Origin of the sequence: Streptomyces sp. NPDC005263 (genome assembly GCF_042872365.1) — a bacterium.
In the GTDB taxonomy this organism is placed as follows: Bacteria; Actinomycetota; Actinomycetes; order Streptomycetales; family Streptomycetaceae; genus Streptomyces.
This window is the reverse complement of the sequence record NZ_JBIAKJ010000015.1, coordinates 26,065-47,798: the sequence shown is the minus strand read 5'-3', so window position 1 is coordinate 47,798 and position 21,734 is coordinate 26,065. Positions and strand designations below refer to the sequence as shown.

General features: G+C 69.0%; 19 protein-coding genes and 4 pseudogenes. 11 read left to right on the top strand and 12 right to left on the bottom strand.

Annotation, left to right across the window (positions count from 1 at the left end; translation table 11 throughout):
• Positions 1 to 14: 14 nt before the first annotated feature.
• Both ACFYRY_RS40000 and ACFYRY_RS39995 read right to left on the bottom strand, forming a co-directional pair.
• The gene (locus ACFYRY_RS40000) at positions 15 to 383 is read right to left on the bottom strand and encodes a transposase (RefSeq protein ID WP_389157558.1); all 369 of its coding nucleotides are present in this window, start codon (positions 381 to 383) and stop codon (positions 15 to 17) included.
• Complete coding sequence (locus ACFYRY_RS39995; protein ID WP_389157555.1) at positions 380 to 3,226, bottom strand: AAA family ATPase; 2,847 nt, start codon at positions 3,224 to 3,226, stop codon at positions 380 to 382. Before ACFYRY_RS39995 ends, ACFYRY_RS40000 begins: the two co-directional genes overlap by 4 nt.
• Before the next feature lie 213 nt (positions 3,227 to 3,439).
• Between ACFYRY_RS39995 and ACFYRY_RS39990 the strand changes: the two genes are divergently transcribed.
• The 5 genes and pseudogenes from ACFYRY_RS39990 to ACFYRY_RS39970 all read left to right on the top strand — a co-directional run bounded on the left by ACFYRY_RS39990 (position 3,440) and on the right by ACFYRY_RS39970 (position 8,172).
• On the top strand, positions 3,440 to 3,925 hold the full coding sequence (locus ACFYRY_RS39990; protein ID WP_389157552.1) for a MarR family winged helix-turn-helix transcriptional regulator: 486 nt from the start codon (positions 3,440 to 3,442) through the stop codon (positions 3,923 to 3,925).
• Between the two features lie 96 nt (positions 3,926 to 4,021).
• Positions 4,022 to 5,509 carry a DHA2 family efflux MFS transporter permease subunit gene (locus tag ACFYRY_RS39985; RefSeq protein ID WP_389157549.1) on the top strand — a complete coding sequence of 496 codons (1,488 nt, stop codon included), beginning with the start codon at positions 4,022 to 4,024 and terminating at the stop codon, positions 5,507 to 5,509.
• 50 nt (positions 5,510 to 5,559) lie between these two features.
• On the top strand, positions 5,560 to 6,000 hold the full coding sequence (locus ACFYRY_RS39980; RefSeq protein WP_389157546.1) for a pyridoxamine 5'-phosphate oxidase family protein: 441 nt from the start codon (positions 5,560 to 5,562) through the stop codon (positions 5,998 to 6,000).
• 107 nt (positions 6,001 to 6,107) lie between these two features.
• Positions 6,108 to 6,979 (top strand): annotated as a pseudogene (locus ACFYRY_RS39975) (helix-turn-helix domain-containing protein).
• The gene (locus ACFYRY_RS39970; protein WP_389157544.1) at positions 6,976 to 8,172 is read left to right on the top strand and encodes a hypothetical protein; all 1,197 of its coding nucleotides are present in this window, start codon (positions 6,976 to 6,978) and stop codon (positions 8,170 to 8,172) included. The pseudogene ACFYRY_RS39975 and the gene ACFYRY_RS39970 overlap by 4 nt, the downstream one beginning before the upstream one ends.
• A gap of 181 nt (positions 8,173 to 8,353) precedes the next feature.
• Here the strand turns inward: ACFYRY_RS39970 and ACFYRY_RS39965 are convergent, their stop codons facing one another.
• Complete coding sequence (locus ACFYRY_RS39965; protein ID WP_389157631.1) at positions 8,354 to 9,019, bottom strand: nitroreductase; 666 nt, start codon at positions 9,017 to 9,019, stop codon at positions 8,354 to 8,356.
• Between ACFYRY_RS39965 and ACFYRY_RS39960 the strand changes: the two are divergent.
• Positions 8,994 to 9,874 (top strand): annotated as a pseudogene (locus ACFYRY_RS39960) (IS5 family transposase); the annotation flags it as partial. The gene ACFYRY_RS39965 and the pseudogene ACFYRY_RS39960 sit on opposite strands and share 26 nt — an antisense overlap.
• Position 9,875: 1 nt before the next feature.
• Here ACFYRY_RS39960 and ACFYRY_RS39955 read toward each other — a convergent pair.
• Both ACFYRY_RS39955 and ACFYRY_RS39950 read right to left on the bottom strand, forming a co-directional pair.
• A complete protein-coding gene (locus ACFYRY_RS39955; protein WP_389157541.1) occupies positions 9,876 to 10,349 on the bottom strand; it encodes a hypothetical protein in 474 nt (157 codons plus the stop codon).
• Positions 10,350 to 10,462: 113 nt separating this feature from the next.
• Entirely contained in the window at positions 10,463 to 11,278 is an 816-nt protein-coding gene (locus ACFYRY_RS39950; RefSeq protein ID WP_389157538.1) for a hypothetical protein, read from the bottom strand.
• A 418-nt stretch (positions 11,279 to 11,696) separates the two neighbouring features.
• Between ACFYRY_RS39950 and ACFYRY_RS39945 the strand changes: the two genes are divergently transcribed.
• Positions 11,697 to 11,873 carry a hypothetical protein gene (locus ACFYRY_RS39945; protein WP_389157535.1) on the top strand — a complete coding sequence of 59 codons (177 nt, stop codon included), beginning with the start codon at positions 11,697 to 11,699 and terminating at the stop codon, positions 11,871 to 11,873.
• A gap of 245 nt (positions 11,874 to 12,118) precedes the next feature.
• Here ACFYRY_RS39945 and ACFYRY_RS39940 read toward each other — a convergent pair whose 3' ends face one another.
• Complete coding sequence (locus tag ACFYRY_RS39940) at positions 12,119 to 12,598, bottom strand: Pycsar system effector family protein (protein ID WP_389157532.1); 480 nt, start codon at positions 12,596 to 12,598, stop codon at positions 12,119 to 12,121.
• A gap of 598 nt (positions 12,599 to 13,196) precedes the next feature.
• Between ACFYRY_RS39940 and ACFYRY_RS39935 the strand changes: the two genes are divergently transcribed.
• The gene (locus ACFYRY_RS39935; RefSeq protein ID WP_389157529.1) at positions 13,197 to 13,496 is read left to right on the top strand and encodes a transposase; all 300 of its coding nucleotides are present in this window, start codon (positions 13,197 to 13,199) and stop codon (positions 13,494 to 13,496) included.
• A gap of 229 nt (positions 13,497 to 13,725) precedes the next feature.
• Positions 13,726 to 14,028, top strand: a complete 303-nt coding sequence (locus ACFYRY_RS39930) for a YciI family protein (protein WP_389157527.1) — start codon at positions 13,726 to 13,728, stop codon at positions 14,026 to 14,028.
• Between the two features lie 60 nt (positions 14,029 to 14,088).
• Here the strand turns inward: ACFYRY_RS39930 and ACFYRY_RS39925 are convergent, their stop codons facing one another.
• Positions 14,089 to 14,448 carry an ester cyclase gene (locus ACFYRY_RS39925; protein ID WP_389157525.1) on the bottom strand — a complete coding sequence of 120 codons (360 nt, stop codon included), beginning with the start codon at positions 14,446 to 14,448 and terminating at the stop codon, positions 14,089 to 14,091.
• A 580-nt stretch (positions 14,449 to 15,028) separates the two neighbouring features.
• Between ACFYRY_RS39925 and ACFYRY_RS39920 the strand changes: the two are divergent.
• Positions 15,029 to 15,424 (top strand): annotated as a pseudogene (locus ACFYRY_RS39920) (hypothetical protein); the annotation flags it as partial.
• A gap of 139 nt (positions 15,425 to 15,563) precedes the next feature.
• On the opposite strand, the gene ACFYRY_RS39915 reads toward ACFYRY_RS39920, so the two are convergent.
• The 5 genes and pseudogenes from ACFYRY_RS39915 to ACFYRY_RS39895 form a co-directional block, all read right to left on the bottom strand.
• Positions 15,564 to 16,292, bottom strand: coding sequence for a hypothetical protein (locus tag ACFYRY_RS39915; RefSeq protein ID WP_389157522.1), 729 nt, complete (start codon positions 16,290 to 16,292; stop codon positions 15,564 to 15,566).
• Complete coding sequence (locus ACFYRY_RS39910) at positions 16,289 to 17,932, bottom strand: serine/threonine-protein kinase (RefSeq protein WP_389157519.1); 1,644 nt, start codon at positions 17,930 to 17,932, stop codon at positions 16,289 to 16,291. Before ACFYRY_RS39910 ends, ACFYRY_RS39915 begins: the two co-directional genes overlap by 4 nt.
• 406 nt (positions 17,933 to 18,338) lie before the next feature.
• The gene (locus ACFYRY_RS39905) at positions 18,339 to 18,665 is read right to left on the bottom strand and encodes a hypothetical protein (protein WP_389157516.1); all 327 of its coding nucleotides are present in this window, start codon (positions 18,663 to 18,665) and stop codon (positions 18,339 to 18,341) included.
• Positions 18,666 to 18,786: 121 nt separating this feature from the next.
• Positions 18,787 to 19,569 carry a ribonuclease BN gene (locus ACFYRY_RS39900; RefSeq protein ID WP_389157628.1) on the bottom strand — a complete coding sequence of 261 codons (783 nt, stop codon included), beginning with the start codon at positions 19,567 to 19,569 and terminating at the stop codon, positions 18,787 to 18,789.
• Between the two features lie 421 nt (positions 19,570 to 19,990).
• Positions 19,991 to 20,163 (bottom strand): annotated as a pseudogene (locus ACFYRY_RS39895) (transposase); the annotation flags it as partial.
• A 185-nt stretch (positions 20,164 to 20,348) separates the two neighbouring features.
• Between ACFYRY_RS39895 and ACFYRY_RS39890 the strand changes: the two are divergent.
• On the top strand, positions 20,349 to 21,704 hold the full coding sequence (locus ACFYRY_RS39890; RefSeq protein WP_389157513.1) for a HEAT repeat domain-containing protein: 1,356 nt from the start codon (positions 20,349 to 20,351) through the stop codon (positions 21,702 to 21,704).
• The last annotated feature ends 30 nt before the right edge of the window (positions 21,705 to 21,734 follow it).

The window sequence follows — 21,734 nt, the reverse complement described above, 5'->3', positions numbered from 1 at the left end:
CTGCCAGGTCACGTTCAACCGGGGACTGCGAGACCTACCTTCGCGTCCCTACTGATCTCTTCAGGTTGTTGGCGGAGGTGGTGAGGTGTGGTGATCCCTGCGGTAGGCCGGTAGACCGTCTTCCACGGCCCGTAGCGCTCCGGCAGGTCACGCCAGGAGATCCCAGTCCGCATCTTGTAGACCATCCCGTTGAGGACCTGCCGGTCCGACACACGCCGCCGACCCGTCACGGCCCGCGGTATGAGTGGAGCGAGTAACTCCCCCCCTCGAGTGCGGACTGGCTTCCGGCCGAAGTTCGGGCGGGGCAGCTGCTTGCTGACTTGTGACTTGTGGCTGATGCACTGGACCCCCGGTATCGGCAGCTCGAACCATGCGTGGCTCATCCTCCCAAGGAAGGCCTCGGCGTGCGCCCCGCCATCAGGCCCGCCAGAGCTGCCCGCGATGAGACTCCCGTCTTGCGGTAGACCCGGGAGATGTGGGTCTCGACCGTGCGGCGGCTCAGGCAGAGTCGTTCGGCGATGGCCGGGCTGGTGAGGCCGTCGGCGACGAGGCCGGCGATCTCCCGTTCGCGGGCGGTCAGTTCGGCGAGGCGGCGCTCGGGCCCGTCAGCGGCGGCGGCCAGCATCGGGCCAACCGCCTCGGCAAGACCGGCCAGCATCCCGCAGCCCCCGGCCACGGCGAGCCGCCGCCCCCGGTGCCAAGCCGCCTGCCCGCGCCGCGAGCCGCCCGGGTCCGCCGCCGACAGGGAGGCGCCGAAGAGCAGGGAGAACGCCTCCCAGAACACCCCTCCGCTGCGGGCGCTCTCATCGGCTGCCGCCACGAACAGGTCCGCCGCCGCCTTGTCGTCACCGAGACCGAGACGTATCTGCGCGGCGCTGCGCATGGCAGAGGCGCGCTGCACGGGCAGACCGAGCCGCTCGGCCTCCTCGCGGGCCCGCTCGGCCCAGCCCTTCGCCGCGTCCAGGTCACCCATGGTGACGGCGGCGGTCACCAGGACCTCCAGGAACAGCGGACGCATGGAGGGCTGCATCCGCCGCAGGCCGGGGCCGCCGGCACGCAGAACCGCCTCCCGGGCACGAGCCGGGTCGCCGGCAGTGAGCGCCGCGTAGCCGAGCACACACCAAGCGATGGACGCCCACCAGTTGACGCCCAGACCCGCCGCGGCCACCGCCTCCTCGGCGGTGGCCAGTGGCCGCGGATCGCCGGGTGGGCAGGCGTCGACCAGGGCGTGAGCCCTGGTGGCGAGGACGAAGGCGAGCAGTTCGTCACTGCCGATGCCGCGGGCGATGTCCTCGGCCTCCTCGGACAGTTCCACCGCCGACGCGAGCCGGCAGGTCTGGGTGCGCACGTGTGTCTTGCACAGGAGAAGGTGGGGCAGGAGGTAGATCTGGCCGGTGCGGCGGGCAATGGCCAGGCCGCGATCGGCGTGTCGCTCGGCGTCGGCAAAGCGCTCCAGGAACGCCTCCGCCCAGGCCAGCCGTACCAGCGGCTCGCACAGGCCGGTCAGATCGCCGTCCGGCAGCGAGTCCACGAGGGCGGCCGCCCGGCGGGTGAAGTCGTCCGCCGCGGCCGTCTCCCCCTCGTACGCCTCCCCCAGCGCAGCGACGCTCAGCGCACCCGCCACCCCCGTCTCGTCCCCGAGGGAGCGGGCCACCTCCAGGGTGTGTGCCACCTCGGAGCGCACCGCCGGGTACGAGGTGTCGTGCGGGGCCGAGGAGCCCAGCTCCAGGCCCAGCGCCACCTGGTCGGCGAGCGACGGCGCGGGATCAGTGCGGTGCAACTCGCGGCGAAGCAGGGCGACCGCCTCCGAGTAACGCCCCAGATGGCGCTCCATGACGGCGCACAGCACGACAGCAGACGCCCGCGACCCCGTCCCGTCGCCCGGGTCGGGCAGGGCGATCACCTGGTGCAACAGGTCCCGGCTCTCCCGGAGCCGGCCGCCGACGCCCAGCGCCCGGGCCCGCCGCAGCATCAACTCGCGCCGTCTGGCCGCGTGTTCCGGCGTATGCGGCAGTTGCCGCAGCACCACCTCAAGCCAGTGCGCGCTGCTCGCGGGCGCCGTCTGCGCGGCCTGCTCGGCGGCCTCGTCCAGCACCGCCGCCGCCTGCGGGTCCCAGCCGGACAGCGACTGCTCGGCGTGGTGTGCCCGCCCGGCCAACGGGGCGCCGGTACGGGCGAGTTCGGCGCCGACGAGCCGGTGGATCTCCGTGCGCTGCCAGGGGTCGGTGCCGTCGCGGACGAGGCTGCGCAGCACGGGGTGACGCAGCGCGATCCGCCCGTGCGTGCCGGTGCGCAGCAGGTCGCGCCCGGTCAGTACGGCGAGATCGTCGGCCAGTTGCCCCGGGTTATGGCCGGTCACCGGGCCGAGCAACGCGAGCGTGGCGTGGTCGCCCAGTGTTGCCACCACTTGGACGAGCCGGCCCTGCGAGGGCGTCAGCGGGGTCAGTTCGTCGAGCAGCAGCGCCCCGAGGCCGGTCGTGGACAGTCGGCTCACCGAGGCGCCCTCGCGGTGCGCCTGGAGCAGGGTCAGCAGGTACAGCGGGTTGCCTTCGCTCGCTGTGAAGAGCCGTACGGCCTGGTCGCGGGCCAGGTCAGGGGTGAGCAGTTCGAGGCAGTCCCGCTCGTTGAGCGGGCCGAGGACCGTCCGCCGTACCGTGCCGGTGTCCGTGCCGCGGGTGAGGGTCGCGGTAAGCGGCGCGGGGCTCTGCCGGTCGCGGCGGGCGAGGACCAGCAGGACGCGGGCGCGCACGGGGTGCCGTACGAGATGGTCGAGGAGTTCCAGCGACGCGGGGTCCGCCCAGTGCATGTCGTCCAGGACCACGACCAGCGGAGACGCCGCGGCGTGGGTCAACAAAGCGGCGGTGGCCCGGTGCAGGTGGAAGCGGTCCGTGCTGCGGGGAGCGCCGCTGAGCACCGGGGCGACCTCGGCAGCCTCCGGGAAGGATTCGACGGCCTCCGGGGCGAGGTCGGAGAAGGCGTCGGTGAACGGCTGGAACGGGATGTGACGTTCGTACTCCGTCGCCCGGCCGCGCAGCACCGCCGCCCCGCGCCGCGTCGCGGCCAGACACAGCTCGTGGACCAGCCGGCTCTTGCCGATGCCCGCCTCACCGCCGACGTCCAGCACCGTCGGGCGGCCGGGCACGTCCTCCACCAGTTCCGCCAGCAGCCGGTCGAGCCGCGCGAGTTCCGCCTCTCTGCCGACCAGCGGTGTCCGTTCCGTCGTCATATCCTCACGCCCCCACGACAGTTGATGCCCTCGCACATCCTGTCGTACGCCACTGACAACCTGTGGCTTCGTGTCCTCGATCTCACACCGCGTCGACGGCTACGTCGACGGCGAGCCGCCGGCCCATGCGGGTGGGCGTCGATCAGCGCGGGATTGCGTTAAGGTCTCTTCTGGATAATCCGTATCGGATCGATTTGCCTTACGCTGGCAGCCATGACCGCCATGACGCCCGCGCGCACCGAACCGGACCTCTCGTTCCTCCTCGATCACACCAGTCACGTCCTGCGGAGCAAGATGTCCGCCGCTCTCGCGGAGATCGGCCTCACCGCTCGTATGCACTGCGTGCTCGTCCACGCCCTGGAGGAGGAGCGCACCCAGATCCAGCTCGCTGAGATCGGCGACATGGACAAGACCACGATGGTGGTGACGGTGGACGCCCTGGAGCAGGCAGGGCTGGCCGAGCGCCGTCCCTCCAGCACGGACCGGCGGGCCCGCATCATCGCCGTCACCGACGAGGGTGCCCGCGTCGCCGTGCGGAGTCAGGAGATCGTCGACCGCGTGCATCGCGACGCCCTGGCCGCACTTCCCGGTGGGGACAGGGAGGCGCTCCTGCGGGCCCTGAAGCGCATGGTCGACGACAGTCTGGCGAACCCCGTCGAGGCCCCGCGCGCCGCCCGCCGAGCGCGCCAGTCGAGGTAGGTGGGGAGCACGGCCAAGTAAGACCGAAAAAAATAGTCTACAACGAAACCATCTGCTACGGTCTCTCTTGTCGCCCCAACTGACAGGAGAGACCGCATGGTTGCCGCATCCGGCCCCGCGCCCATACCCGCCGCCCCGCGCTCACGCAGGCTCGCCCTCGGAGCCATCGCGACCGGGCTGCTGATGGTCGTCCTCGACGGCTCCATCGTCACCGTGGCGATGCCGGCCATCCAGGACGACCTGGGGTTCACCCCCGCCGGCCTCAGCTGGGTGGTCAACGCCTACCTCATCGCATTCGGCAGCCTGCTCCTGCTGGCCGGCCGCCTCGGCGACCTGATCGGCCGCAGGCGCATGTTCCTGGCCGGCACCGCCGCCTTCACCGCCGCCTCGCTGCTGGCCGGCGCGGCCACCTCGCCCGCCCTGCTGATCGCCGCCCGCTTCCTCCAGGGCATCGGCAGCGCGATGGCCTCCGCCGTCGGCCTGGGCATCCTCGTGACGCTGTTCACCGAGCCGAGGGAGCGCGCCAGGGCCATCGCCGTCTTCAGCTTCACCGGCGCGGCGGGCGCGTCCATCGGCCAGGTCCTCGGCGGCGTACTCACCGACGCGCTCAACTGGCACTGGATCTTCTTCATCAACCTGCCGATCGGCATCGCCGTCCTCGCGATCGCCGTACACGTCCTGCCCCGTGACGTCGGTCTGGGCCTCGGAGCGGGCGCGGACGTATTCGGCGCGGTTCTGGTCACCGCCGGTCTGATGCTCGGCATCTACACCGTCGTCAAGGTCGAGGAGTACGGCTGGACCTCGGGCCGCACCCTGGGCTTCGGCGCCCTCGCCGCCGTACTGCTCGCCGCGTTCCTCGTCCGTCAGACCACCGCGAGGCACCCCCTGATGCCGCTGCGGATCTTCCGCTCCCGCAGCGTCTCGGCCGCCAACCTGGTCCAGATCCTGATGGTTGCCGCGCTGTTTTCCTTCCAGATCCTCGTCGCCCTGTACCTCCAGAAGGTGCTCGGATACGGCGCCGCCGGGACCGGTCTCGCGATGCTCCCGGCAGCCGCCGTCATCGGTGCCGTCTCCCTGGGGGTCTCCGCCCGTCTCAACGCCCGCTTCGGTGAGCGCAACGTCCTGCTGGCGGGCATCGTGCTCCTGATCGGCGTCCTCGCCCTCCTGTCCCGCGTCCCCGTGCAAGCCAGTTACGCCGTCGACCTCCTCCCGGTCATGCTGCTCGCCGGCGGCTTCGGTCTCGCGCTGCCGGCGCTGACCGCACTCGGCATGTCCGGCGCGAACGAGGAGGACGCCGGTCTCGCGTCAGGCCTGTTCAACACCACCCAGCAGATCGGCATGGCACTGGGCGTCGCGGTTCTGTCCACCCTGGCCGCCTCCCGCACCCAGAGCCTCGCGGCGGGTGGCCGGCCGGCGGCCGAGGCGCTGACCGGGGGCTACCGGCTCGCCTTCGCGGTGGGCGCGGGGCTCCTCGTCATCGCCTTCGGCGTCGCCTTCACGATGCTGCGCCGCCCCGAACGCCGGGCCGCCGCCGAGGAGACGGCCGCCGACACGCAGGCTCACACCCAGGCCGCAGTCCTCTGACCCGTCATCTGTAGCCACCCCAGACCCCGACCGCTGAGAGGCTGACCCCCGTGAGCGAGAACACCACCACCGCAACCACCACCGGCACCACCGAGAACGACGGCCCGGCCCCCCGGGTGCTCACCGACCAGGAGCTCTCCCAGCTGCTGGGGCAGCAGCAGTTCGGCGTACTCGCGAGCGTCCGGAGCACCGGCCATCCGCACCTGTCGACCGTCCTCTACGACTGGAACGCCGAGGAGCGCGTCCTGCGCGTCTCCTCCACCGCCGACCGCCTCAAGGTCCGCCAGCTGCGCCGCGACCCGCACACCTCACTGCACGTCAGCGGTCCGGACGTCTGGTCGTTCGCCGTGGCGGAGGGCGAGGCGGAGATAGTGGACCCGGCAGACGGGGCGGCCCCCGGCGAGCAGCCGCTGCCCGACCGGCGCGTGGTGATCCTGATCCGGGTGTCCCGCCTGTACGGGACCGCCCTGGACTTCCCCTCCCAGGACTGAGGACCACTCAGTGCGTACGCCGGATCGCGCGCGTTTGGTCCTGCGGTGGTGTCTGGTTCGCAGGTCAGGCATCTCGCAGTACCAGTTCGGTGCGCTACCGGCGGGCGATGATGCTGCTGGCCTCTGCTGGCGGGAACCGCGTTCCGACGATCGCCCAGCTGGTCCAGGCTGACGAAGACACGGTGCGGAATGCGATCCACCGGTTCAACAAGATCGGCCTGGCCTGCCTGGACCCTCAGTGGGCGGGAGGCCGTCCCCGCCTGCTCAGCCCTGACGACGAGGGCTTCGTCATCCAGACGTCCACCACCCGCCCCACCAAGCTCGGCCGGCCCTTCACCCGCTGGTCCATCCACAAACTCGCCGCCTGTCTGCGCCGTGTCCCCGGACACGTCATCCGCATCGGCCGCAAAGCCTTACGATGCCTGCTCGTGAGCCGCGGCATCACCTTCCAGCGCACCAAGACGTGGAAGGAGTCACCCGACCCCGAGCGTGACGCCAAGCTCGACCGCATCGAGCACGTCCTGGAGCACTTCCCGGACCGAGTCTTCGCCTTCGACGAGTTCGGGCCCCTGGGCATCAGGCCCACCGCAGGCTCCTGCGGGGCGAAGCAGGGCAAGCCTAACCGCCTGCCGGCGACCTACCGCCGCACCCACGGCGTCACCTACTTCCACGGCTGCTACTCCGCCGGCAACGACCGTCTGTGGGGCGTCAACCGTCGCCGCAAGGGCACCGCCAACACCCTGGCCGCGCTGAAGTCGATCCGCGCCGCACGTAGCCGCGCAGCAGGGCCCTGCACCGCTACCTGCGCTGGCGCAACGCCCATGCCCGTCATCCCGACGTACTCACCGCCCAGCGCAAGGAACGCGCCCGCATCCGCAGCGAGAAAGGCATCCGCCGGGGCGGCAGAGCGCAACGAGCAGCTGCCTGGCTACCGCAGCCATCGGACTCTCCTGGTCACAGCATTACTCTGCGGATATGACATCCACGCCTGCTCGGGGCGAGGCCGAACTGGAAGCGGAAATAACGCGCTTCGGCGAGGCGCTGGCCGCATACGACTTCGTGCCGAAGCCAGAGCATGACGAGGCTTTGCTGGTCGCCTACGCCTCGGCGCTCGACGCATACGAAGCAGCGAAGAGCGTCCTGGCCGCCGCCCGCACCGCAGCTGAGGCGGACGTTGCCGTGCGGCAGGCTCTGGCCGAGGGGCGTCGGGCACTGGCAGACCTTGACGCCCGCAGGCAGGGCCGACCGGCGCGACGGTCTGCCCCGTCCTGCTTCTTCGATACCAGACACGGTCCCTCCGTCACCGAGATTCTGTGGGCCCCACCGGGTGGCGCGGCCCGAACGATCCCGGTATGCGCAGCAGACGCGGTACGGCTGCAGGACGGCGACGTGCCGATCGCTGGTGAAAAGGCAAGGCAAGGGCAGCAGCTCGAACGAGCCCGACTCACCCGGCAGAAGAAGGGGCCGGCTGGACGGGACGAACAAGGCGGCAGGCACAGCCGGGACCGGACCATGCGTACCGAGCCGGCCGACCGGCCAGCACAGAGCAGGGGCGTACACCTTGAGAGTCCCGGACCGAAGGAGTTCGAGATCGACTGGAACCCCGCCACCCCCGCGGTGCTCGTCGTCCGGGCCGTCTCCTACAGCAACCGCCTGTCAACCAGGCTGCAGCGACTGCGCCACGGAGGTGGACCCATCCGCCCCCGCGACGTGCTCCTCAAGGCCGGCGGCGACTTCACCGCACGGCTGCCGGTCCCGATGGTCGACGCTGGCGAGGAATCGGCTCGGTTCCGCATCTCGAACGACGCTGTTGCGGGAGCACCGTTCGATCCGCTGGATTTCGACGTGGACAGGATTCCCTACTGGCATGTGTGGCTGGAGTCTCCGGACATTTGCCGGGAGTTCACGACTTCGATCAGCGGTGACGGCTGGGACGTCGTCCGTTACACCGGTAGCAGGGTCACCGCCCGCCTCACCCGCGACAGTCGCAGAGGAGAAGTCGTCATCGAGCAACTGAATTCCCGGTTCCAAGCTGTGGAGCAGCTGTTTCGCGGCCATCGGGCGGTCAAGGACGGCGAGCTGATCATGCCTGCCAAACCGGCATGGATCGCGGTGCACTGTCACGGCACCTGGAGCCTGACCACCAGCCCCGACCGGCTGGCGAATGCGTAAGCCGCAGGTCCAGTTCATTTACTGCGAGACCCCAACGCCGATGTACTTGCGTCCGCCGATGTGAACGAGCCCACGAGCATCGACGACGGGGCGACAAGCGGTCACAGCATCTCACGCGTACCCGGCGAACGTTCCCGGTCAGAGCACTAGGCAGTGTCCTGTCGATCTCGGCTGTCAGCGGTCACACTCCGATGAAGCGCACCGTTTCCGTCGTGGCCGCCCGCCCGGTACGTAGCCTTGACGCGCCTTCCTTCTCAAATCCCATTGAGATGCCGCAGAAGAGCACGAGCCCGTCATCGGCTCCGACTATCTGGCTGACAGTCTTGCGGTACATGGTCCACATCACCTGGGGGCAGCTGTGCAGTCCTTCCGCCCTCAGCAACAGCATGACCGTCTGCAGGTACATCCCCGCGTCACCCCACTGTCCGGGCCCCATCGTCCGGTCGAGGTAGCAGAAAAGGACGACCGGCGCCCCGAACGCCTCCGAGTTGAAGGCGGCGATCTTCTGGGGCCGGTCGGGGTCGTCGCGCTCGATTCCCAGTGCTTTGTACCGCTGGGCGGCCGCGGCGGAGAAGCGGTCCAGATACGGCGAGGTCAGTTCGTCCGGGTACATCGGGTACTCCCGCTCATCACCCGGGTCTCCCGCCAGTGCCCTGGCGGTTGCGTGTTTCTTCAGTTCGGCCAAGGGTTCGCCAGTCACGACATACACATGCCACGGTTGGAGGTTCCCACTGGACGGAGCCCGCGTCGCTGCGGTCAGCACTCGTTCGAGTACCTCCCTGGGCACCGGCTCATCGCTGAACGCCCGTACGGCCCGGCGACTGTCCACGGCCTCATACACATCCACTTCTTCGCGTCCTCTCATTCAACCGGCCCCTCCACCGTATTCAGCGGTCGGCGCCGAGCATCGCCAGAGACTGGAAGATGTCCCGACGATCAGTCCGGTCGTTGATGGGACTGTGGAACACAGAGGTGATTTGACGGATGGTCAGTGGAAATGGCGCTCCTCCAGCGTGTCCAGGCCGAGGCAGACGCGGTCGGCGAGATTGACCGGGACATCTCGGTCGACTCGACATCCGTGCGCGCGCACCACCACGCCGCTGGCGCCTGGCAGGCTCGGCCGCCCGCTGTCAAAAGGGGCTTCGCCTGGGCGGTCAAAGCCGCTCGGATCCGGGCGGAACTGATCGACCGGCTGGCGGAGGTGGTGCAGGAGGTGAGGCGCTCGGCCGCTCACGCGGCGGGTTCACCACTAAGATCCACCTGAGTGCGGACGGCCGCTGCCGGGCACTCTCGCTGGTCATAACGCCCGGGCAGTGCGCCGACTGCACCCAGTTCGAGCCGGTTATGGACAAGATCCGCGTGCCGAGGCTCGCCACTCGCAGGCCTCATACGAAGCCCGGACAGCGTCAGCGCAGACAAGGGCTACAGCAACCGCCCAACCCGCCGCTACCTGCGCAGACGAGAAATCCGGCACGTCATCCCGGAGAAAGCCGACCAGGCCGCCAACAGGGCCCGGCGCAGCAGCGCCGGCGGTCGGCCGCCTGGTTTCGACAAGGACCGCTACAAGAAGCGCAACACCGTCGAACAGGCGATCAACAAGTTGAAGGCTTTCCGCGCGGTTGCGACCAGGTTCGACAAGCGCGGCTATGTCTACCTCGGCCGCACTCGTCATCTGGCTCCGCTCATGATCGCCAGGACACCCCCTAGCTGCGCGGCCACCGGAGAGCGTGCCCACCGAACGACATCAGCGGCGAGCCAGGCCCGCGCACCCCGTCCTCATACCGCCAGTAGCTCAGGCCGAAGGTCGCGGCAAGGAACCCGGCGAGGAAGCCCAGCGCCAGCGAGCCCACCGGGTTGGCGGCCCCCTCCTCGACCACTTGCCCGCCGACCTTGAAGATCGCCACCCCGAACCCGAGCGCCGCCGCTACCCCGGCCAGGCCCAGCACCAGCCACACCCACCGGCGGCTCCTGGTCGCCGCGACACTGAGCACCTTGAACTTCAGCGGCTTCCGGCAGCTCCCGCATTCCAGCACCTCCACCCGCCGGCCCTTCTCCGGCCGCTCGATGCCGATCGGATAGAGAGCAAACTGGCGGACGACATGGCTGCTGTGGACGTCCTTGGACACCATGTGCGCATATCTCAGACCTGGATACGGCCCCAATTCCCGCTTACTCATAGCATCCTCCCTGTATCAGATACCTGTGGGACCGTCCCGATAATCGGTCAGTCCTTCCCCCACCAGCTATTCCGTGAACCCACGGCCCCGTCGGTCGCCGGGTCCCGACATGCTCAATCTCCGTAACTCGGGGAGCGCAGGACGTCGTCCACGTCGAAGCTGAACGTCGGCGTCGGGTACAGCGGGTCGGGCACACCCGTGGTGTCGGGCACGTCGTACGGGTCGGCGGTGGGCTTGCCCTCGGGGCTGCAGACGTGCGGCGCCGCTGGAGGCGACAGCTCGTACTCGGCCACCCGCTCGGTCCTGAATCCCACGTCCCCGCCGGCGATGCTGAGGCCCCCGGACCCGGTGCTGATCTGCTCGGGCAGTTCCTTGCTCTGGAGGGGCCTGCCGACGTACACCGCGACCAGGGCCCCCACGCAGACGCTGCGGTCCCCGGCGTAGAGCCTCTCCGGCGTTTTCACGAGGTGCTCCTTGCGTCCGTCGACGCGCAGCTCGGTCCGCTTCACGGAGTCCATGTCGAAGTAGTAGTCCGGCGGGGCCCCCGTGGCGCTGGTCGTGTACTCTCCGGCGCCCGCCGAGCCGTAGGTGAGCTTCCAGAACTCCACCTGAACGGTGACCGTTTTGCACAGCGGGCCGGAGTAGCCCTCCACGCTCTCATCGATCGTGACCGGGTCCTTGGAGGTGTAGACGCCTGCGGCGGGGGTGTCGGCCTGCATTCGTACCCAGTCCACGGCCTGTTCCGTCGTCCACTCCCCGTTGGGGTGGCAGCCCTTGGCGTTGGTCGGGTAGGGCGGGGAGGGCGTGGCCGACGGGGTGGTCGGGGCAGCGGTGGCAGTGCCGGGCACGGAGGGCGTGGCGGCCGATGCGTCGGTGCCGTCTCCGTCGCCCGAGCAGCCGGCCGTCAGCAGCGCGACGGCCGCCAGCAAGGCTGTGACCGGAGCGGCGGCATACCGAGCCGGCCGGTTACGTCCCGTTGGGGTGACGGCGCGGACCAGCCACCGTACCCGGTCTCCCGCAGACTCCAGCAACGTCATCATCCCGACCTGTACTCAGTGGCTCTACCGGTCGCGCACGGTTCATCCTCGATCAAGACCCTCCCCTAAGCGGACGTTGAAGACATCAGTAGAACTACTGCAATCGGCTACGTATGTTCGCCGGCCGCGGAGTTGCCGCAGTGGCATCCTCTCCAGGGTCAAGCTTTGTGCCCCGGGGGGCTGTCGCGCGTCGATGACGGGAGCGCGGCGTTCGTAGCAGCGGGCGAGGCACTGGAAGGCGTAGGCCAGGCGGCAGGCAGCCGAACAGCCGATGTCACCGGCATCGTCAGGGGTCGCTCTCGCGGCACTCGTGACCCTCGTCCTCACCTACGTGGCCATGCACGTCGTGCCGTCCGACGCCGTGCCCGAGCTGCTCCGCACAGCCCTGCGGCCCCTGAAGACCGCCTGCCCCCTGCACGCTCGCACCGCGATCGGCTGCGGCCATCATTGCCCGTCGGCTACGCGGGAGCAGTCGGCACCGGGCTGACCGGGCCGCGCTGGAATCCGTCCTCCGAAGGGGCAAGGCGGGAAGCACGTCGCTGCCCGCGTAGTGGCGGAGGGCGACTGTGAACATGATGTCGCCTGCTGCGCCGGTTCCGCGGCCCAGGCTTCCGCCGCCTGGACTTGGGCTGACAGTTCGACCTCCAGCCCCCGCTGATGCAGCAACTTCTTCCCCTCGGCCGCCTCGTGAGGGGGCAGGCACATCCCATGGCCATCGGTATGAATCAGCGATCAAGGATTCATGGCGGTGAGCACGGCCGCGGCAGCAAGGAATCCCAGTCCGGCCAACAGCAGGTCGACCGCGAGACGAATCCGGGCATACTTTGCCCGCACAGAGGCAGCGAGCGCCTTGACCAAGGTCAGGTGCTGGCCTGCGGCCAGCTCGTCCCGAAGCTCGTCGTCAGACAGATTCGCCCACCGTGGCCACCCCGGACCGCCTAATTGAGGACGGACGGCAAGGAGCAGCACCACTGTGGCAGCCAGCAGTGCGACCGCACCGATCCCGCCCACCGCCGCAGCGGGTACTGGGAGATGCCCGTCGGCACTTTGGGAGACAAGTACGGCTAGCGCGGCACCGGTCAGAGCCAGCAGCAGAGATGCTTTGCTGTCGGTACGTGCCACCTCCACACGCAAAAGAGAAAGGGCGCTGTCGATGTGTGGGTCGGGCTGACCGGCCTGTGACGGATCCGAGGTTGGGGTGGTACTCGACACTGTTCCTGCTCCTCTGCTTCGGCCTGCAGTTGGACGGGACTGTGCGCCGGATTCTTGGCCAGGGTCAGCTTGCCCTTCCATCAGACGGCCCACCCATGCGGTGGATGACCGGGGCTGGAGCCGGATCCTCCGGTGTCGGCGTTCAGGTCGCAGGTGCGCGTACGCGCTGCGGTCGCGCACGGCCACATCGATGCTGTCAGCTCCAGCGTGCAACCGCCGCCGTAGTACAGGGCATTGGCGACGAATCCGAAACAACCTCCACCCCCTTGCGAATCAGTACGCGATCGAGGTTGGGGGGTCCATTTCCTGGCCCTGACCGGGAAGGAAGCCGCCCACCTGGAGGATGCCGAGCCGCATAAGCCTGCTTATGGCGGAACTCGGGCCTCCCCCCCTTCCCCGCTACCGCACCCCACCGCGAGCCTCTGCGTCCTCGCAGCGGAGGCGGGGGCGCAGGCGGGTGCGGAGCGGTTCACCGAGGTGACCTTGAGGCAGGGCACCAAAGGCGCGATGACTTCACGGTTCGCGGTGCTGATGGTGCGGCCCGCGGGCAAGCAGTCCCTGGCCGCAGAGCCCAGGAGGCGGGCGGCGGCCGCAACCGGTGGGACGGCTCCTGCCCGCCCAGACCCTCCTCGTCAAATGGCCGGACGGCCAGGCCACTCCGACGGACTACTGGATATCGAACCTGCCCGCCACCACACTTGCCGCTGACCTGGTGCGGTGGGCCAAGATCCGCTGGCGGATCGAGCACGATTACCGCGAACTCAAGCATGGTCTGGGACTGGACCACTTCGAGGGCCGCACCTGGCGCGGTTGGCACCACCACGTCACCCTCGCCACCACCGCCCAGGCTTTTCTCACCCTCAGGCGGCTCGACCCAAAAGTCCGCACACCGGCCTGACCCTCTACCAGGTCCTCAATGTCCTGCAGGACCTGCTGAGGTGCTGGACCGGGGTACCTGCACCACCTGCGGGCGCCCCCTGCTCAGCCTCCGGATCGGCCACAGACAGCCCCGAACCTAACGAAGTATTACTAGCCAGTCGGCGTCCTCCGTCCGGTCCAGGCAACTCCCGCCCGGACCGGACGCGGTGACATGATCCTCTTCGGCCACTGCGAAGCTGGAGAGGATCATGCTGCATCTGCTGTCACTGCACTACACGGCCCCGGAACAGGAGGCGGAACCCTTCGTCCGCGACCACGTCTCTTATCTGGAACGACACCACAAGGACGGCACCTTCCTGGTCTCCGGCCAGACCGTCCCCACCTCGATCGGCGGCGTGATCATCGCACGCGGCTCCGACCGCGCGGCCATTGAACAGATCGCGGCGCAGGACCCCTTCGTCCTCAACGGCGTCGCGGAATACACCATGACGACTATCACCCCCGGGCGAGTCCACCCGGACTTGAGTCCCCTGCTGAGAACGGACCGCTGACGTTCACCAGCCCCGTCGCCGGTCCCCGCGCACCGTTCCCAGGGAGGCTGAACGTTGAACTCAGCGCCCGGGGCGGCTGAGTGAAGACAGGCCCCACAGCTCGGCAATGCGCCCGTCCCGCACCCGGAAGATCTCCATCATCGCGGGGGGAGCCTGTTCCTCAACTCCCCCCGTGATGCCGTGCAGGCTCGTGCGGACTGCGGCTTTATCTGCATCGACGAGCATGTCCTCGACGACGACCTGGATGTTTGGGAACATGGCGTGGAGCCCGCTCCACGCCTTCACAACGCTGTCGACGCCAACGGTTCCCAACGGATGGCTCACGAAGTCGGCCGAGAAGATCGCCTCTGCCACGGCGAGGTCACGGGCATTGAATGCCTCATACATGCGCTCTGCGAGGGCTCGTATGTCGTCGCTCATCTCACGCTTCCTGTCCAGGACACGGGCGTGGCTCAGCTTATGCGAAGAGCGGAGCGGGCCTGCGCGGATGTCGACTCCGGCGAAGACAGCGAAGAGCCTCGGTCTCGACCTACTCCGAATCGAACAGGACGTACGCACCACCGACGATCACGTGACGTGGTCAAGGCGTCAGCAGTATCCGAAGTCTGAGGAGGCCGGAGTTGGCTCGCCCGTAGTGCTGGCGTTTGAGGGCCTTGAAGCGCGTCACGGCACCCTCGACAGCACCTGGGTTGTGTCCAGGGTCAGCCCGTTGATGACGGCGTCCGGACAACCTCGCGGACACACCATCGGACCCCACCCGATCGACGGCCACTGCGCTCAGGTGCGGAAAAAGGCCCTCAACCCCCTGCGACAAGCACGTCGATCACCCTCCCTGATCACACATAGTCCTGCGCGTCGCGACGCGTGCAAGGGCAGCGAACGTCACGTGACCCGCCAGAACCGAGGGAACTTGGTCGCTTATGGCCAACTCGGGTGTTCAGCCGTGAGAGATCGTGACCCGCCACAGGGAAAGAGTTCGCCGCGAAAGCCTGGTCCGGGCATGATTCCCTCCGTGCAGGAGGACGCGAACCATCGCGGGCCCACGCGGTACACGCTGACGGAGACCGAGCATGGCCATGCCTGGGGAGTCTGCGACGAGGCAGAGGGGCTGTTCGGGGAACCCCGGCGTGGGACGTACGAACTGCTCGACTGGGTCCTGGTAGACGGCGAGGTGCGGGACTGGGTAGGCAGCCGAGTGTGGCTGGTGCCGGACGACGAGGGACTCGAACCTTGGTGGCTGGAGGACGCGGAGAGCTCAGGACAGTTCCCCGGAACAGGCAGTCTGCTGCTCACCGGTCTGGACGACTACGAAGGCCCGCCCGAGGGCCACAGGGGCTCCGTTCGAGTGCACGACGGCCATCGGTGGCTGGGCTCGTGCCGGGAACGAGCGGTTGTCGGTGTCTTTGGTGGGTGCGGTCGGCAACCGGTGTTCCTCGATCTGCTGCTCGGTCACCGCCAGGCACGCGAAGGCGACCTCCGCCCCGGGGGCGTCCACGGCCATCTGGGGCGGCAAAGAACTGCCCCTGACCGGCCGGTCAGGGGCAGGCGTACGTGAAGCGGGTGGTCGCCGAGCGGTGAGTGGGCGAGAGGAGGCGCAGTTCGGCCTGTGCCGTGTAGTGACCCTTGCCCTGGAAGGTCCACAGCAGGTGCAGACGGGCCTGTGTCTGGCCCCGGGTCACTACTTCGCGCAGGACGCCCGAGGCGGTGCCGTCGCTTCGGGTCCAGCGGTAGGAGAGGGTGCCTGGCCGGCCGTTGGTGGTGACGAGGGCGACGATGTCCGCTGTGTCGTCGCATCCCAGAACCGTCGGCCGGGCGGTGACCGCCACTGTGCGTGCCGCGACGGACGGTCCTAGGCGCTGCCAGGCGAGGAAGGCGACGACGGCGATGAGAACGAGCGCCGGTAGAGCGTGTCTTCGCAGGCGTCGGCGCGGGGGTGCGAGGGGCAGCGGCACAGTGGGCAACGCGCTGTGCGTACGGTGCGCGACGGCCGCCGTCACGCCCGGGCCGAAACGCAGCACGGTGCCTTCGGAACGGTCGGGCAGCGTCGGTGGTGTGCGTGGTGTGGGTGCTGCCGACGGGGCGAGCGGCGTCGGCTGGATCTCCGTTGAGGGTGGCCCGACGAGGGTGGCCTCCGGTTCGGGCCTCTGGATCCAGTGGCTGGCCAGCACCGTGGCGCTGTACTCGTCGTCGGCGGGGTCGAGCACCCGGGTGGGCTCGGCGGCCTCGGCGGAAGCCGGAGTGCGGTCGTCGTCCTGAGTGGTCATCGGAGGCCACATCCCCTGGTCAGAAGCTGCTGCGAGGCGCCACCGTCGGCGGAGGCCGGCGTGGTCGTCGCCTGCACCGTCCAGTAACAGCCGGTCCCCTGGAAGGTGTGGTCGACGGTGAGTGTGTACTGGGTTGCGCCGCTGCGTTCGAACGTCTGGGACACGCCGTCCGGGGTGGTGCCGAGCTGTAGCCCGGTGTCGCCCGTGGACCACGAGACGGTGAGGGAGATCGGCCCGGTGCCGTCCGTGGTGATGTCGATCGTGGCCGAGGCGGTCGTCGGACCCGTCTGCTGGAAGCTCGACACCGCGACGTCCTTGACGGCCGGCGGGGCCGGGGAGGTGGGGGCGGCGGTCGTCGGTGTCGCCCCGGTGGCCGTCGCGGTGGGTGTCGTGGTGGCCGGGGGCGGAGCCGTGGTGGTGGGCGCGGAGGGCTCGCCAGTGACGGCTGTCGCCGGGGCCGAGGGCGACAGGCCGGGTGACAGCGGGGACGACGGGGACGACGGGGAGGAGTCGGCCGAGGCGGTCGGGCCGGTGGGTCCTCCCGACTCGAGGCCGGGCTGGGCACTGGTGGTGGCCAAGGCCTGCGCCACCTGCTGCGGATCCGCTCCCGGGGTGCGCTGGACGGCGTAGGACAGGACGACGGCCAGGAGCACGGCCGCACCGGCCACCAGCATCCCCGGCCTGCCGGGCCGCCACGACCGCGCCCAGCCGAGGTCTGGTTCGCGGCCCAGGACTGTACGTGCGGTGTCGGTGGTGGTTCGCGGGGCGCTGCGGGCCGAGGGCAGCAGCAGCGGCAGCAGTGCGACCAGCGCGGCGAGCCGGCCGCGGCCGCGTTCCTCCCAGTCGGGCCCGTAGGCTGCGCCAGCCACCGCCTCCAGTTCCGTGACGAACTCCTGGGCGTCTCTGGGCCGTTGCTGCGGATTCTTGGCCATACCCCGCCGCACCAGCTCCCGCACCGACTCCGGAACCTCCTCGGCGGGGACGGGCGCCTCGATGTGCTGCAGCGCGAGTTCGGCGAGATTGTCACCCGCGTAAGGCTTGTGGCCCGTCAGACACTCGAAAAACGTGGCCGAGGCCGCGTACACGTCGGCGGCGGGAGAGGCGGGCGCGCCGGTCCACTGCTCCGGGGCCATGTAGGCGGGAGTTCCCGCCACGCCGACGCTGGTGCCTGCGTCCACCGCAATCCCGAAGTCGACGAGCTTGGACGATCCGTCCGGTACGACCAGGACGTTCGCCGGCTTGTAGTCGCGGTGGACGACGCCGATGCGGTGCGCGTCGTGCAGACCGAGCAGCGATCCCTTGAGAAGCACGAGTGCGGCCTCCGGGGCGAGCGGGCCCTGCCCGGCCAGCAGAGTCCGCAGCGAGACACCGTCCACCAGCTCCATCACAATGGCGGCGCCGTCCGGGCTCTCGACGTACTCGTACAACCCGGTGATGTACGGGCTCTCGAGGCCGCCGAGTAGCCGCGCCTCCGCCCTGAACTCGTATACGAAGCCCGGCCGGGTGCGCAGTGACTCGCTGAGGTACTTCACCGCGACCGGAACGCCGGTCTCCGCGTGCACGGCCAGGACAACCCGCCCGCTCGCCCCGGATCCGAGCTCCAGTGACTCGATGTATCCAGGCACTGCCCATGTGTTCATTCCAGCCCCCCAAGGCCGCACGTGCTGCCGGAAACCCACCGCCCCCGGAACTTCGGCCACGCGTCCAAAGACACATCACGCGCCCAAAGACACATTTTCAGCCATTGCGGTTGCGGTGCGGCATCCAGGAACCCGGTCCGGGCACCGGCGGCGGACGCACGGCCCCTGATCCTTCCAGCCACCCCGGCTCGTGCCCTACGTAGGTTTCTTTTCTTAGGTCCCTTGGGGCGTGTCCGAAATCAGCGAGGCTCGTCAGAGCCCGAGCATCGACCACGTGGCCGCCGGCCTCGCGACGTGCCTACCCACGCTGAACCGGTACGTCGAGCGGGGCATCGACGGCCAAGTGCCTTACCCGAAGCCCCCAGAGAGACAGCTGGCGCTCATCCCAGTCTCCAGGTGTCCTGGATCAACGGGAAGCTTCACTCCCCCCCTCCGGCCCCGTATTGCCGACGCCGTCCGCGACGGCCTTCGGCAGGTCGCGGCCAGCAGCCCCGTCACCTTGGTGGCACACACCAACGCAGGCTTGTTCCTTCCGGCGATTCGCTCGGGCCTCGACCATCCGGTGACCGGCTCGATCTTCGTCGAGGCCGCGCTGCCCGGCCGCGGGGCGGATGGCGTACGACGGGCGGCCGCCCTCCGCATCGCAGAGGTCGCCGTGAATGAGGTCGCCCCGCTCGGTGCGCTCGAGCGGCTTTGTGTAACCGGTCCGAACCGGGAACGCCGGGTCGCCCATGAGCGGGCGCTCTTCCGGGTGACGCCATGGCACGGGTGGCTGACCTCGCCGATCCTTCCGCCGTGTGAGCCCGCTCAACGCCCGTCACCGTCATGCGGCGGACGCACCGCTGCGGCTGCCCTCAAGCCGCCGCTGCGTCGCCTCGCGCGGGCCAATGGTGATCGGAGAACCATCGACCGAACAGGGCGCCTCCGTAGAAGACAAATCCGACACCGATGAGCCAGGACTCCACCACGAGCACGACGCCGACAGTGCCGTAACTGATCGCGCTGGACACGATGAGGGGTGTGAAGACGAAATAGGAAAAGGCGCGCAGCCCGCCCAAGGCCATCATGGTGGCGACCGCGCCGGGCAGCAAGTCGCGCCAACGGACCTGGGTGCCCAGGAGGAAGTGCTGTCCCCACCAGAAGAACAACACGCCCGTCACCGTCGACAGGGCGATCCGCTGCCAGCCGTGCAGCGCGGTCTGTGTCTTCACTTCCTGATAGAGATAGGCGGTCAGCCCGGCCAGCCACAGTGCCTGCCGCCAGACGCGGTGCCACCGGCCGGGAGAGAGATTCCAGATGCGCTCGTAGGCGTTCTGCACGCTGCCCGCGAACGACACTCCGAAGACGGCCAGCGCGATCCCGCCCCACACGCTGGTGGTGCCGATCACCTTGCGCGGCGGACCGATGATCTCCATCACCACATCCGCCGACCGTCCCGACAAACCCATGCCGTCCACCAGCCAGGCCGCGAAACCTCCCCGTTGCAGTGGATCGGCAGCGGCCACAACGATCAGCAGCGGTGCCAGAGTGACCAGGGCCAAGGTGGCAAAGGCCATGGCCCGGTGCATCAGCTCCAGGTCACGAGCGCGCCGGATGAGCGCGTATGCGGCGAGCCGGTCCCACGCCTGGTGGAGCATCTGCTGGTACCGGTTCACAGGCTGATTCTCCGCTGGCAGGCTCCCGCACGCACGCTGAGTGACCGAGGGGGGCCGGGCTCCGTGTCACGGACTGCTGCTGTGCTGCGGTTCGGTCGACGCGAGCGCCGTCGCTGCATCCCGTGGATGCGTAAGCGGGTCCAGCGGGCCGGCCACCAGCAGCGGCAGTGCGGCCACCGCGACCTGAGCAGGGTGCCGGGAGCCAGCACGGGTACAGAGGCGAACAACGCCGGTGCCGGGACGAGCACGCATCCCTTCGTGTGGCCGCGGCGCAGCGACAGACCGGCGAGGCGGGATCCGGCCAGAAGCCCGGCCAGGATGCCGAAAGCCGTACGTGGGAGAACGCACGTACGGTTTGAAGCGGCGGGGAAAACTCAAGATCACTCGTGCGCGGATGTGCGCACGGCGTGTCGGCCAGGTTGACGTAGAGGATCGCGTTGACGACCTCTCTCAGATCATGTACCCGGGCCGCTGTGCCGGTCCGGTCCGTCTCGCCCGCCAAGCGGAAAAGACCGGTTCGATCAAGGCCCAGCGGGCGTCGAACACGTCACTGCGGTACGGACGACGAACACTCACATCACCAGCAACGACCACCAAATGACGCCAGCCTCAAAAACCTCCCAGAACACCAACTACCCAGATCAGCTGCCCTGTTAGCCGAGCGCCTCGTCGCTACCGGGTGGACTCGGCATGGTCTCGCTGCTTCGGGTACGTTGCTCACTTCGAACACACCATCAGGGGGAGCGTTGACGGATTCGTCGTTGGACCTGGCTGGCCGGTTGGTCAGTGCCGTGATCGCCGGGGACACCGACACGGTGCGGACCTGTCTGGAGCAGGGCGCAGCACCGGACACGTTGGGCTCTGAAGGACTGCCTCTGCTCTGCACCGCCGTGGCCAGGCTCGATCACCTCACCGCTGCGGTCCTGGTCGATGGGGGCGCCGACCAGGACCGAGAGCTTCCGGACGGCGGTACTCCTTTACTGCAGGCGGTCGATACGGGCTCCCCCACGCTGGTCTCTGCTGTGCTCGGGAACGCCCCTCGGCTTCGCCTGCCCGAGGCATCCCGGCGAGAACTGCTCGACCTGACCCGCCACTGGCACGAGACGGGCGTGGTTGAAGAACTGCGCCGCCGGACCGGAGCCGCTGAACCGCCTGCCAAGCGCCAGATCGACGACCCTCACGGTGACACGATCGAAGAGTTCTCCCTCGGCGGACGCACTGTGCGGAACGGCCACGGAGCCATCCTCACCCACCTTGAGTGGGAGTTCGGTGTGTTCCCGCCTCTCGACGAATTGATGGCACGCGCCATCCCGCACTCGCAGGAGGGAGACAGCAACTGGTTCGCCGCTGCCTTCTACCTGGGCCAGCGCCGCAGCCCAGGCATGTGGTCCGAACTCACCTCGCTGCGGCAGCACCCCGATCCCGTCTACCGCCGCTTCCTCGCGCAGGTCATATGGCACCGCAACCTTTACGTGCCGGTGGACCGCGCACCGGACGTCGCCCAGGATGTCGACTTCCTGGCGTCTTGGGCTCAAGAGGAACCTGACGGGCAGGTTCTGGCCGCGGTTCTGGACGTCTACACCGACCATGGGCATCCGGAGCAGGAGGCCATCGGCCTGCGGTACATCGGCCATTCGGACCCGAGCGTACGCAGCGAGGCCGTGTTCTGCGTGAGCCGGGAGCGTACCGCCCGCAGCGATGCGGCCACATCGGCACTGCTCGGCCTCGTTCACGATGCCGAGCCTGAGGTCCGGGCCTCGGTAGCCCAGGCGTTCGCCCCGCGATTCACTCCCGACAACCGACTCGAGCCGGCGATTCGGGACGCCCTGCTCTTGCTGATCCGCGACGACTCTCTCTGGGTACGGCGCCACGCTGCAGAGTCCCTCGCCGGCTCTGACGATCGGACCACCCCCACCCTGGATGCATTCCTCGCACTCCTCGACGAGGAGGACAAGGATCTGCGTCTGGAGGCAGCCTGGGCACTCGCTCGGCGCGGCGACCCGCGCACCGAGGAGGCGTACGAGCGGGTCGGATCGCTCGACGCGTTCTCAGAGCACGACCATCGGCTGTTCGCCCCTTGGCGTTACCGTACGAGCAACCAGACCGACCAGGCATGACTGGTTACCACCGTGCATGTGGCACCTTCG